This is a genomic window from uncultured Xanthomonas sp., from assembly GCF_964278005.1.
Lineage (GTDB): Bacteria > Pseudomonadota > Gammaproteobacteria > Xanthomonadales > Xanthomonadaceae > Xanthomonas_A > Xanthomonas_A sontii.
This window is the reverse complement of record NZ_CAXYKF010000023.1, coordinates 557,580-569,949: the sequence shown is the minus strand read 5'-3', so window position 1 is coordinate 569,949 and position 12,370 is coordinate 557,580. Positions and strand designations below refer to the sequence as shown.

Annotated in this window: 11 protein-coding genes; 3 read left to right on the top strand and 8 right to left on the bottom strand. The window is 71.1% G+C overall.

The annotated features are described in order from the left end of the window. The first annotated feature begins 70 nt into the window (after positions 1–70). Positions 71–940 (top strand): ion transporter, encoded by an 870-nt coding sequence (locus ACHWVH_RS16755; protein ID WP_394687582.1) that lies wholly within the window; start codon positions 71–73, stop codon positions 938–940. A 4-nt stretch (positions 941–944) separates the two neighbouring features. On the opposite strand, the gene ACHWVH_RS16750 is transcribed toward ACHWVH_RS16755, so the two are convergent. From ACHWVH_RS16750 to ACHWVH_RS16735, 4 genes are all read right to left on the bottom strand, one after another. Next, positions 945–1,367, bottom strand: coding sequence for a VOC family protein (locus ACHWVH_RS16750; protein ID WP_242160544.1), 423 nt, complete (start codon positions 1,365–1,367; stop codon positions 945–947). Between the two features lie 118 nt (positions 1,368–1,485). Further along, positions 1,486–2,646 (bottom strand): ROK family transcriptional regulator, encoded by a 1,161-nt coding sequence (locus ACHWVH_RS16745; RefSeq protein WP_193312543.1) that lies wholly within the window; start codon positions 2,644–2,646, stop codon positions 1,486–1,488. Between the two features lie 190 nt (positions 2,647–2,836). After that, on the bottom strand, positions 2,837–3,652 hold the full coding sequence (locus ACHWVH_RS16740; RefSeq protein ID WP_152181002.1) for an NAD(P)-dependent oxidoreductase: 816 nt from the start codon (positions 3,650–3,652) through the stop codon (positions 2,837–2,839). A gap of 133 nt (positions 3,653–3,785) precedes the next feature. After that, positions 3,786–4,448 carry a serine/threonine-protein kinase gene (locus tag ACHWVH_RS16735; protein WP_017913428.1) on the bottom strand — a complete coding sequence of 221 codons (663 nt, stop codon included), beginning with the start codon at positions 4,446–4,448 and terminating at the stop codon, positions 3,786–3,788. Between the two features lie 329 nt (positions 4,449–4,777). Between ACHWVH_RS16735 and ACHWVH_RS16730 the strand changes: the two genes are divergently transcribed. Next, a complete protein-coding gene (locus ACHWVH_RS16730; RefSeq protein WP_017910496.1) occupies positions 4,778–6,790 on the top strand; it encodes a bifunctional DedA family/phosphatase PAP2 family protein in 2,013 nt (670 codons plus the stop codon). Positions 6,791–6,884: 94 nt separating this feature from the next. Here the strand turns inward: ACHWVH_RS16730 and ACHWVH_RS16725 are convergent, their stop codons facing one another. From ACHWVH_RS16725 to ACHWVH_RS16710, 4 genes are all read right to left on the bottom strand, one after another. Continuing rightward, on the bottom strand, positions 6,885–7,367 hold the full coding sequence (locus ACHWVH_RS16725; RefSeq protein WP_295928264.1) for a protease inhibitor I42 family protein: 483 nt from the start codon (positions 7,365–7,367) through the stop codon (positions 6,885–6,887). Positions 7,368–7,646: 279 nt separating this feature from the next. Then, positions 7,647–8,228, bottom strand: coding sequence for an LON peptidase substrate-binding domain-containing protein (locus ACHWVH_RS16720; RefSeq protein WP_295919777.1), 582 nt, complete (start codon positions 8,226–8,228; stop codon positions 7,647–7,649). Positions 8,229–8,256: 28 nt separating this feature from the next. Next, complete coding sequence (gene mpl, locus ACHWVH_RS16715) at positions 8,257–9,696, bottom strand: UDP-N-acetylmuramate:L-alanyl-gamma-D-glutamyl-meso-diaminopimelate ligase (RefSeq protein WP_394687581.1); 1,440 nt, start codon at positions 9,694–9,696, stop codon at positions 8,257–8,259. A gap of 551 nt (positions 9,697–10,247) precedes the next feature. Next, positions 10,248–10,811 (bottom strand): adenylate kinase, encoded by a 564-nt coding sequence (locus tag ACHWVH_RS16710; RefSeq protein ID WP_010343370.1) that lies wholly within the window; start codon positions 10,809–10,811, stop codon positions 10,248–10,250. Between the two features lie 145 nt (positions 10,812–10,956). Between ACHWVH_RS16710 and ACHWVH_RS16705 the strand changes: the two genes are divergently transcribed. Beyond that, positions 10,957–12,213, top strand: coding sequence for a 6-phosphofructokinase (locus ACHWVH_RS16705; RefSeq protein WP_394687580.1), 1,257 nt, complete (start codon positions 10,957–10,959; stop codon positions 12,211–12,213). The last annotated feature ends 157 nt before the right edge of the window (positions 12,214–12,370 follow it).

Below are 12,370 nucleotides of genomic sequence, written 5' to 3'. Positions count from 1 at the left end.
TCCGATCAGGAGGCCGCCTGCCGCGGCGCGCGCGCCCGCGACCGCAAGGCGGCTCGGGTAGCATGGGCGCATGCGATTTTTCCTCGATTCCCCGCTCGCCCCGGCGACCGAGCACGGCTGGCGGCGCCGCTGGTTCGACATCATCTATCGGCACGACACCACGCCTTCGCGCAACTTCGACCTGTTGCTGGTCGCGGCGATCCTGGCCAGCGTCGCGGTGATCCTGGTCGACAGCGTGCCGGCGCTGCACAGCCGTTACGCCGGCGCGCTGTACGTGCTGGAGTGGGGCTTCACCGTGCTGTTCACCGCCGAGTACGCCTTGCGCCTGGCCACGGTGCAGCGGCCGCTGCGCTACGCGCTGAGCTTCTGGGGCGTGATCGACCTGTTGTCGATCCTGCCCACCTACATCTCGTTTCTGCTGCCCGGCGCGCAGACGCTGCTGGTGGTACGCGTGCTGCGGGTGCTGCGGCTGTTCCGCATCCTCAAGCTGACCCGCTACGTCGAGGAAAGCAGCCTGCTGGTCGATGCGTTGTGGCGCAGCCGGCGCAAGGTGTTCGTGTTCCTGTTCACGGTGATCACCCTGGTGGTGATCTTCGGCGCGCTGATGTACGTGGTCGAAGGCCCGGCCAACGGCTTCAGCAGCATCCCCACCGCGATGTACTGGGCGGTGGTGACGATGGCCACGGTCGGCTTCGGCGACATCGCCCCGCTCACCCCGCTGGGCCGCGCCATCACCTCGGTGCTGATCCTGATCGGCTACAGCATCATCGCCGTGCCCACCGGCATCTACACCGCCGAACTGGCCAACAGCCTGCGCGATGCCGACCGCAGCCGCGCGCCGGATCGACGCACCTGCGCGCACTGCGGCCTGCACGGCCACGACCGCAACGCCGGCTATTGCCGGGGCTGCGGCCAGGCGTTGCCCGAGACGGTGTCCTGAGCCCTTACCAGACGCCCGTGTTCGGCATCGACGCCCACGGCTCGGCCGGCGCCAGCGCCTCGCCCTTCTGCAGCAGCTCGATCGAGATCAGGTCCGGGCTGCGCACGAAGGCCATGCGCCCGTCGCGCGGCGGACGGTTGATGGTCACGCCGAGCGACTGCAGGTGCGCGCAGAGGGCGTAGATGTCGTCGACCTCGAAGGCCAGGTGGCCGAAGTTGCGGGCGCTGCCGTAGTCCTCGTCCGAGCCCCAGTTGTAGGTCAGTTCGACCTCGGCTTCCGGGTTCTCCGGCGCGCCGAAGTACACCAGGGTGAACTTGCCGGCTTCGTTCTCGATGCGGCGGGTTTCGTGCAGGCCCAGGCCTTCGGTGAAGAACTTGCTGGTCTTCTCCAGGTCGTGGACGCGGATCATGGCGTGCAGGTATTTCATCGTGACAGCTCCGAGGGTGGGGGATGGGGGCGCGCCGTACCGCGATGGAGCGCGTGGAGAGGGCGCATAGGGTAGCGCCGGCGGCGTGCAGGCATGGCGACGCCGCGGCGGGACCGGTTCAGCGGAAATAGCAGGCCTTCAACGGCAGCGCCGCCGCGCCCACCGCGCTGGCATCGGCGGTGGCGGCGGCCGGCAGCAGCCGCGGCAACGGCCGCGCCTGGCCGCGGCGCGGCTGGTTGTCGATGCGCACGTGCGGAATCAGCCGCGTCGCCAGCTCGCGCGGCATGCGCCCGCCGAACACCACCGCCTGCGGATCGAAGATCGCCACGATCGCCGACACGATCAGCGACAGGCCCGGCGCCACCCGCGCGATCCAGCGCTCGATCGCCGGCCACGCCGGATCGTAGGCGGCCAGCAGCGCGCGGATGTCGGGCAGCGCGATGCCGTCCTCGGCCAGCAGTTGCCGCAACAGTTCCAGCGTGCCGCGCTCCAGCCCCTGCTGCGGCAGCATGCCGGCGAATTCGCCGGCGTTGCCGTGCGCGCCGCGCAGGCAGGTGCCGTCGATCACCACGCCACCGCCCAGGCCGTAATTGAAGTGCAGATAGGCGAAGTCGCGGTATTGGCGGCCGATGCCGAGCAGGCTCTCGCCCGCCGCCGCCACCGTGCCGTCGTTGTCCACCCACACCGGCAGGCCCAGCGCCTCGGCCAGCCAGTCGCCGATCGACAGCTCGCCCAGCGCGCGCAGCGGCTCGGGCGGATTCATGTGCACACCGTCCTCGACGAAGAAGCCGGTCATCGCCACCCCCGCGCCCAGGCGCGGACCCAGCCCGGCGCCGGCCGCCGCGGTCAGCGCCGCATCGGCCTCGCGCAGTTGCGCCAGCAGTGCGGCCGGCTCGGTCGAGCGCAGCGCATGTTCGGCGGTGCCGCGGATCTGCCCGCTGAAATCCAGCAATGCCAGCGACAGCGCATCCGTCGCGATCGCATAGCCGACGGTATGGCCGTAGCCGGGATTGAGCGCGATGCCCGCGCCCGGCTTGCCGCGGCCCGCGTGCGCCAGCGAGGCACCGATCGCGACCAGGCCGCGCTCGGCCAGCGCGTCGACCAGGCGCACCGCCGACTGCACGGTCAGCCCGGTGCTGCGGCTGAGATCGGCGCGGGTGGCGGTGCCGGCCAGGCGCAGGCGATCGAGCATGTGCCGCTCGTTGTCGCTGAGATCGGCGTGGATGGCGTGGCGGGACTCGGGAAGACGCGGCAGGGCGACGGCGACTGGAGCGGGCATGGGCGGCGGTGGCATCAAGACCCGGGCAGCATAGCCGCGCCGCGCGTGGTCATCGCGGCAGCGAACGCGATCGGATGGAACAGAGCGTTTTTGCAACGCGTCGCCGCGCGTAGCGATCATGGCCTCGCAACGCCCGCAACGCCCGCAACGCGCGGCCGCGGCACACCCGGCACCACGGCCACGCCGGGTCTCAGTCCAGGAACAGATCCGGCAGCATCGGCTGCGACGGATCCAGCGCGTAGCCGGACAGGTCGTGCACGCCCGCCTCGGCCAGCACCGCGTCGTCGATCAGGAACTGGCCATAGAAACCGGCCGCCGGCCGGGTCAGCACGGCGTGCGCGGCGTCGGCCATGATCTCCGGGCGGCGGCCGTTGCCGGCCTCGACGCCAGGGATCATGTTCAGCGCCTCGGTGGCGATCAACGTGCGCGGCCACAGCGCATTGACGGCAACGCCCTGCGGGCCGAACTCGCCGGCCAGGCCCAGGGTGACGAAGCTCATGCCCATCTTCGCCAGCGTGTAGCCGGTATGCGGCGCCCACCACTTCGGGTCCAGCGACGGCGGCGGCGCCAGGGTCAGGATGTGCGGGTTGGCGCTGCGCAGCAGGTGCGGCAGGCAGGCCTGGGCGCACAGGAAACTGCCGCGCGCGTTGACCTGCTGCATCAGGTCGAAGCGCTTCATCGGCGTGTCCAGCGCACCGCGCAGCCAGATCGCGCTGGCGTTGTTGACCAGGATATCGATGCCGCCGAAGGCCTCCACCGTCGCCGCCACCGCCGCACGCACCTGCTCCTCCTCGCGGATGTCGCACTTCAGCGCCAGCGCGCGCCCACCGGCCGCCTCCACCGCCGCCGCGGCGGTGTGGATGGTGCCGGGCAGCTTGGGATTGGGCACCGCCGACTTCGCTGCGATCGCCACATTGGCGCCATCGCGCGCCGCCCGCAGCGCGATCGCCAGCCCGATGCCGCGCGAGGCGCCGGTGATTAGGAGCGTTTTACCTTTGAGGGTCATTGGAGTGGGAATGGAGAATGGGGAACCGGGAATGGGAAAAGCTTAGCGCCTTATCGCTGCGTACCCGTGAGACCAGACGCGCGCGCGGTCCGCTTTTTCCATTCCCCATTCTCCATTCCCCACTCCCGGCCTTTCAGGGCTTCGGCCCCTGCCCCTCGTTGTCTTCCCACTTGAGCAGGCGCCGGGTGACGAAGCGGTACACCGGCTTGCCGCTGGCGAACCACAGTTCGCGCACCCAGGAATGGCGCTTGAGCAGGCGCCGCTCGACCGGGGTCAGCGCGTGCGCGCAGTACATGCGCTTGTGCTTGAGCAGATGGCGCAGGTCTTCACGCGCCAGCAGGCGCATCCAGCGCGAACGCGGCGCGCCGCGCACGGCCAGCTGGAAGTCGATCAGCGCCGGGCTGCCGTCGGCCAGCACCAGCCAGTTGGCCTCCTTGGCCAGGTCGTTGTGCGCCACCCCGCGCCGGTGCACCTGCTGCAGCAGGCGCCGCGCAGCGCGGAAATAGGCCAGGTCGCCGCGCGGCGGCCGCTGGTACATCGCCGCGCCGTCCAGATAACTGCGATCCAGGAAGGTGCCGTCCCAGCCGCGCAGCTGCGGCGTCGCCGCCATGCCGTTCAGCTGCCGCAAGGCGAGCGCCTCGCGCCGCGCCAGCCACCATGCGGGCAGCCGCAGCCACCACGGCGAGGCGGTGAGGTCGCGGCGGACGAAGCGCGCCTCGCCCTCGCCCAGCAGCAGGATGCGGCCGAAGCTGTCGGCCTTGAGGATCTGGACGGTGCGGGAAGCGGGGGCAGGCATCCGGCCAGTGTAGAGCGTGCGACGCGGTTTGACGGGTCTGCACGGTCGCCCGTCACTCCAGGCAGGCACCTGGTCCGGTGCTGCTCACCTGGGCGTCGTGCCAGGCGCCACCGCACGCCGCGCGTGCGTGACGCCGCCGCCCTGCGAAGCGACGGCGTCACGCACCGGCCTCGGCGCGGCGGCGCTGCCATCCCCGGCACGGGACGGCGACAACGACGCGCCCGACGGCAGACCAGGTCTGCCGGGCGGCCCGGTTGCGCAAGGCCGGTCGCCCGACACGGCACCCCGGCGCTAACGGACCGTCATCGTGCTCCCTCTATACTTGCCCGATGAATGCCTCATGGACCGATGCCACGCTGGAGTGGATCGCAGCACACCCCATCCTGGCCGGCGCGGTCATTTTCGCCATCGCGTTCTGCGATGCGGTCATCATCCTCGGCACCCTGGTGCCGGCCCTGCCGCTGCTGTTCGCGATCGGCGTGCTGATCGGCCTGGGCCAGATCTCCGGCCCGTACGCGGTGGTCAGCGCCGCGCTCGGCGCGCTGATCGGCGATGCGCTCAGCTACTGGGTCGGCTATCGCTGGGGCCATCAGCTGCGCAACTACTGGCCGTTCAAGCGCTATCCGCAGTTGCTCGACCGCGGCGAGGCGATGTTTCGCCGCAATGCCTTCAAGAGCATCCTGGTGGCGCGCTATGTCGGCGCCATCCGTCCGTTCGTGCCGGCAGTGGCGGGCATGATGAAGATGCCGCTGCGGCGCTATCTGCTCCCAAGCAGCGTGGCCGCGGTGACTTGGTCGCTGCTGTTCCTGGGACCGGGCTGGCTGCTGGGCCAGGCCTACGACGCGGTGGCCGCGGTCGCCGGGCGCCTGTTCCTGGTGCTGGGCCTGCTGGCGCTGGCGCTAGGCCTGGTGTGGGCCATCGTGCTGTACGGCTACCGCTGGTCGGCCGGGCACATGGACGCACTGCTGGCGCGCGGCCTGGACTGGTCGCGCCGGCATCCGGTGCTGGGCCGCTATTCGATCGCGGTGTTCGATCCGCAGCGCCGCGAATCGGTGCCGCTGGCGATGCTGGCGGTGATGCTACTGGCGCTGGGCTGGGGTTGGTTCGCGCTGCTGATGGTGGTGGTGGCGCACGGCGAGCCGCTGCGCCTGGACCTGGCCGTGCACGACCTGATGCTGGCCCTGCGCAACCCGCTGGCCGACTATCCGATGACCGCACTGGCCTCGCTCGGCGACTGGCAGGTACTGCTGCCGCCGACCGCGCTGGGCCTGCTCTACCTGGCCTGGCGCCGACGCTGGATGGCCGCAGCGCACTGGCTGGCGGCGCTGGCGTTCGGCCTGGCCCTGACCAAGCTGCTCGGCACCACCGTGCACGTGGTACGCCCGCCGGCGGCCAGCAGCGGTTTCGGCTTCCCCTCGGTGGCGGTGACCATGGCCACCATCAGCTTCGGCTTCTTCGCGGTGCTGATCGCGCGCGAACTGCCGGGGCGCTCGCGGGTGTGGCCGTACCTGTTGTCTGGTGCGGTGGTGACCCTGATCGGCTTCGCCCGCCTGTACCTGGGCGCGCACTGGCTCAGCGACGTGGTCGGCGGCATGCTGTTCGGCATCTTCTGGCTGCTGGTGCTGGGCATCGCCTACCGCCGCCGCTTCAACCGCGGGTTCTGGATGAAGCCGCTGGCCTGGCTGTTCTACGGCGGCTTCGCGATCGCCGCGCTGTGGTACGCGCCGCGTCAGCTGGAACGCAAGCTGGCCAAGTTCGAACCGCCGCCGCCGCAGGTCACGCAACTGGCGGACGCGGCCTGGTGGCAGCACGACTGGCGCACCCTGCCGTCGCGGCGCAACGAGTTCGACGACGACCAGCGCTGGCCGCTGGACATCCAGGTGGCCGGGCCGCTGGCGCCGCTGCAGCGCCAGCTCGAAGCGGCCGGCTGGCGCGTGCAGCCGCAGGCCGGCTGGCAGCAGGCGCTGCAGTTGCTCGACTACAAGGCCACGCCGGCGCAGGTGCCGGTGCTGCCGGCGACGCTGGACACGCGGGTGGAATCGCTGCTGATGCTGCGCCCCGGTCCGAATCCGGACGAGCTGTACGCGCTGCGCCTGTGGCCGGCGCCGGCGCGCCTGCAGCCGGGCAACGTGCCGCTGTGGCTGGGCAGCGCGCAGAGCCTGCGCTACGAGCGCCACTTCAACCTGATCGGCCTGTGGCGACCGCTGCGCGGCGCAGATCCGGCGCTCAACGCCGTGACCGAGGCGCTGCACGCGCTGCCCACGCGCAAGGACATGCACCGCCGCAGCGAAATCCCGGTGCTGCTGGTACGCAGCGAAGGCGAAGCGCCGCCGTCGCCCTGATCGGCGGCGGCGTTACGCCTCAACCCCTCTCGAACCGATCGGTGCCACACCGGCGCTGCGCTGCTCTGCAGGCGCCGGCGGCGGGCGATGGCGGCTACTTCACCTCGACCCGGATCGAACGCGAGTCGGTGGCACGGTCCTCCCAATGCCGCGAGTAGACGAGCTCGATCGCGCCGCTGCCCTGATCGGTGGCCTTGAAGGTGTAGGTGACAGTGCTGGGGCAACCCATGCGACCGGTGGCGCAGGCCGTGCCGGGTGCATGCTCGATGTCGAGCAGCGCCAGCGGCGCGGGCAAGCTGCGCAAGGCCCAGGCGCTGCCGGTCGACCCGTTTTCGGAGAGGGTGACCGCGAACAGTTGCCCGCGCTGCAGCGCGAACGGCTTCATCGACGGCGCCAGGCAGGTCTTGGGCGACACCTGATCGGCATTGCCGGTGACCAGGGCGATGGAACCGCGCGGGCAGTCGGCCTGGCCGGCTGCGGCTGCGGCTGCGGACGCGGAGGCCGTCTCGGCGGCGATGGCGGGCAGGCTCGGACAGCCGCCGGCGGACAGCAACAACAGCAGGAAGGAACGCTTCATACGAAGTCCTCGATCATGCGTGGATAGGACGTCAGGCCGCCAGGGCGGGATGCCGTTGCCGGCGGCCGGGCGCGGCCGCCGATCGCTGCCAAGCGTGGCCCGCGCCTGCTAGCGGCGCGCTGAATGCCGGCTTCGGCGCGCGCGTGGGCCGCCTCGGGCGTGAACCATTCGAGAACCGCGCGCGGCGATCGTGGCTGATGATGGCGCAGCGCCGCACGGATATTGGCCGCCGCGCTCCAGGTCAGGCCAGGACGGCGACACCGCCCTCGCCTGCCTCGCTCAGGGAATCCAGGCCAGCAACTGATCCAGCCGCGCATGCGGGTCGTCTTCCTGCAGCAGCGACAGGCGCTGGCGTTCGTCCAGCGGCAGCAGTTCGGCCATGCGCCAGCCGACCCAGGCGGCCTGGTCGAGCTGGCGCGGGCCGGCCAGCGGATACACCGCGGCGGCCTGGTCGAGGATACTGTCGAGCACCGTCGCCAACAGCGCATGCTGCGGACGCAGTTCGTCGTCGCCATCGGCCTCGCGCCATTCCACGTCGCCGACCACCAGGCCGTTGTCGCGGACCCGGCTGCGCAGCACGTGGAAGCGCCGCGCGCCGCGCAGGCTCAGCACCAGCACGCCGTCGGCGCCGACATCGAAATCGACGATGCGCGCCTCGGTCCCGAACGCCGCAGGCACCGCCGGGGCGCCGGTTTCGCTGCCGTCCAGGATCAGGCAGACGCCGAAGCCGCTGTCGGTTCGCCCACATTCGCGGACCAGGTCCAGGTAGCGGCGCTCGAACACCCGCAGCTTGATCGAGGCGCCGGGCAGCAGCACCGCATGCAGCGGGAACAGCGGCAGCGTGCTCCGCTGCCCGCTCACGCGCCGGCTCCGCCGTGCCCGACGACGTTCATTGCAGCGCGGCCAGGAAGCGGCGCGGTGCGCCGTCGAAGCCGCCGTTGGACATGAACACCACATGGTCGCCCGCGCGCGCCTGTGCCTGCAGCGCGGCCAGCAGGGCGTCCACGTCGGGCGCCGCGCAGGCCTCGCCGCGTACCGCGGCGATCACCTTGCCCGCATCCCAGGCCAGTTCCGGCCGCTGCAGGAACACCACCGCGTCGGCGGCCTCCAGCGACGGCGCCAGCGCCTCGGCATGCGCGCCCAGCCGCATCGAGTTGCTGCGCGGCTCCATCGCCACCACGATGCGCGCGGCACCGACCTTGGCGCGCAGGCCTTCGAGCGTGGTGCGGATGGCGGTGGGATGGTGGGCGAAGTCGTCGTACACGGTGATGCCCTGCGCCTGGCCGAGCACTTCCAGGCGCCGCTTGACGCTGCGGAAGCCCGCCAGCGCCGGCATCACCTGCGCCGGCACCACGCCCACCGCATGGGCGGCGGCCAGCGCGGCCAGCGCGTTCATCACGTTGTGGCGGCCGAGCAGCGGCCAGTCCACCTCGCCCAGTTCGCGGCCCTGGTGCAGCACCGCGAAGCGGCTGCCATCGGCGGCGATCAGGCGCGCGCTCCAGTCGAAGCCGGGATCGAAGCCGAAGCGCTCCACCGGGGTCCAGCAGCCCATCGCCAGCACCTCGCGCAGGTGCGCGTCCTCGCCATTGACGATCAGCCGCCCGCGGCGCGGCACGGTCCGCACCAGATGGTGGAACTGGCGCTGGATCGCGGCGACGTCGGGGAAGATGTCGGCGTGGTCGTATTCGAGGTTGTTGAGGATCGCCACCAGCGGCCGGTAGTGCACGAACTTGCTGCGCTTGTCGAAGAACGCGGTGTCGTACTCGTCGGCCTCGACCACAAACAGCGGGCGGCCCGCCAGGGCCGGCCCCTGATGTCCTTCTCCCTCCGGGAGAAGGTGGCGCGCAGCGCCGGATGAGGGTTCGGCGACCGGCAACCCCAGCCGCGCGGACACGCCGAAATCCTCGGCCACCCCGCCGATCAGAAAGCCCGGCTCGCGCCCGGCGGCCTGCAGCAACCAGGTCAGGATGCTGGTGGTGGTGGTCTTGCCGTGGGTGCCGGCCACCGCCAGGGTGTCGCGCCCCGGCAGCACCTGCTCGCTCAGCCATTGCGCCCCGGAGGTGTAGGCGCGCCCGGCGTCGAGCACCGCCTCCACCGCCGCGTTGCCGCGCGACAGCGCGTTGCCGACGATCACCTGGTCGCAGTCCGCGGCGATGTGCTCCGGCAGGTAGCCCTGCTTCAGCGCGATGCCCAGGTGTTCCAGCTGTGTGGACATCGGCGGGTAGATCGCCTGGTCGCTGCCCTCGACCGCATGGCCGAGTTCGCGCGCCAGCGCGGCGACACCGCCCATGAACGTACCGGCGATGCCGAGAATATGGATCTTGCTCATGGCCGGATTGTCGCCGATCCCCCGGCGCACGCAAACCGGCGCAGGTGCGACCGTTGGCCGTGGCAGGCAGGCCGTGGGACCGATCCGGGGCAATCGTGGCGCGGCGCCGTCAAGTAGGGAATCCCCCACATCCACTGAGGAAAGTCCCCGATAGGCAAGTCGGGAGCCGACGCCGAGAATGAACGGGCCAGCCTCGACACCCTGTGGTTCTACTCCCCAAGAGACCATCCCCAAGGGAGCTCATGTCGTGGGGCTCTGAGCAAGCCCGTTCGCTGGCACCTTCTTTCCCCGATCCCGGCCCTCCATTGGCAGGCGGGATGCGCGCCCACGGTGGCTACTCGCTGTGCGCAGCGCAGCAGGACATGTCCTTACGTCGCTTTAGCGCCGCAGGAGCGGCTTCAGCCGCGACGGGCCTTAGCAGGTATGCGTGTCGCGGCGGAAACCGCTCGTACGGGCGGGCGTTGCGCGTGGTGACGGGAGGCGCACCGCCACCGGTACGGCGCCGTCTGCACGACCGGCACCCGCGGCGGGCGCCGGCGTGCCGTGCCGCCTCAGCGGCCGATCGCCGCCAGGATGCGGGCGAGCACCTCGTCCAGCGAGCCGACGCCATCGACCCGCGCCAGCGTGCCGCGCTTGTCGTAGAAGCCGATCACCGGCGCGGTCGAATCGGTGTAGACCTGCAGGCGCTTGCGCACCGACTCGGGATTGTCGTCCTCGCGGCCTTCGGCCTTGGCGCGGCCGGCGATGCGCTCGACCAGCAGTTCGTTGGCCACGTCCAGCTGCACCACCGCGTCCAGCGGCTGGCCGAGCTTGGCCAGCAGTTCGTCCAGCGCGCCGGCCTGGGCCAGGTTGCGCGGGTAGCCGTCGAGGATGAAGCCGTTGCGCACGTCGTCGCGGCCGAGGCGCGATTCGAGCATGCCGAGCAGGATGTCGTCGGAGACCAGGTCGCCGCGCGCCATCACTTCCTTGGCCTGCACGCCCAGCGGGGTGCCGGCGGCGACTTCGGCGCGCAGCAGATCGCCGGTGGAGATGTGCGGGATCTGCAGCTTGTCCTTCAGGCGGGCCGCCTGCGTGCCCTTGCCCGATCCGGGCGGTCCCAACAGAACCAATCGCATCAACCTGACTCCTCGAGGAAAGTACCGTGCGCGGCCGGCGGCGTTAGACTCGGGGGCCACGCCTGCGCTGCACCGCTAGATCCCCAGCTTACCGCATCCGGGCAATGTCCCGGCAATGTCCCCACCCCAGGAGCGAACCCCGACCATGGCCCAAGGCACCCTGCTGTACGCCCAGTCCGGCGGCGTCACCGCCGTCATCAACGCCAGCGCCGCCGCCGTCATCGGCGAAGCGCGGGCGCGCAAGGTCAAGGTGCTGGCCGCGCGCAACGGCATCCTCGGCGCGCTGCGCGAGGAACTGATCGACACCTCCAAGGAGTCGGCGGCGGCGATCGCCGCGCTGGCCCATACACCCGGCGGCGCGTTCGGCTCGTGCCGCTACAAGCTCAAGTCGCTGGAGGCCGACCGCGCCAAGTACGAGCGCCTGCTGCAGGTACTGCAGGCGCACGACGTGCGCTACTTCCTCTACAACGGCGGCAACGATTCGGCCGACACCGCGTGGAAGGTCTCGCAGCTGGCGCAGGCGTTCGGCTACCCGCTGCACTGCATCGGCGTGCCCAAGACCATCGACAACGACCTGGCGGTCACCGACACCTGCCCGGGCTTCGGCTCGGCGGCCAAGTACACCGCGGTGTCGGTGCGCGAGGCGGCGCTGGACGTGGCGGCGATGGCCGAGACCTCGACCAAGGTATTTGTCTACGAGGCCATGGGCCGCCATGCCGGCTGGCTGGCCGCCGCCGCCGGACTGGCCGCGCAATCGCCGGACGACGCGCCGCAGATCATCCTGTTCCCCGAGCGCTCCTACGACGAAGCCGCCTTCCTGGCGCAGGTGCGCAAGGTGGTGGACAGGGTCGGCTGGTGCGTGGTGGTGGCCAGCGAGGGCATCCAGACCGCCGACGGCCGCTTCGTCGCCGATGCCGGCGGCGGCACCGATGCGTTCGGGCACAGCCAGCTCGGCGGCGTGGCGTCCTACCTGGCCGGCAAGGTCAAGGCCGAACTCGGCTACAAGGTGCACTGGACCCTGCCCGACTACCTGCAGCGTTCGGCCCGCCACCTGGCTTCGCGCACCGACTGGGAGCAGGCGCAGGCGGTCGGCAAGGCCGCGGTGCAGTTCGCGCTGAAGGGCATGAACGCGGTGATGCCGGCGATCGTGCGCAGCAGCGATGCGCCGTACCGCTGGAAGATCGAGGCGGCGCCACTGCACAAGGTCGCCAACCACGAGAAGAAGATGCCCGCCGGTTTCCTGCGCAAGGATGGCTTCGGCATCACCGACAAGGCGCGCCGCTACCTGCAGCCGCTGATCCGCGGCGAGGCGCCGCTGCCCTACGGCACGGACGGCCTGCCCAAGTACGTGGCGCTGAAGAACGTGGCGGTGAAGAAGAAGCTGCCGGCCTGGGAGGGCTGACAGCGCGGGCGCACGATCGGCATGACGTCATCGGCGCATGCCGTCGCGCGCGGGATGTCGCCGTTGGCGCCAGCCTCTGCAGGCGCTGCGCCGGACCGATCGGGGGACGCGACAGGACGCTGCAGGGGTCCTGGCGCATCCACCACGGATGTCGGAT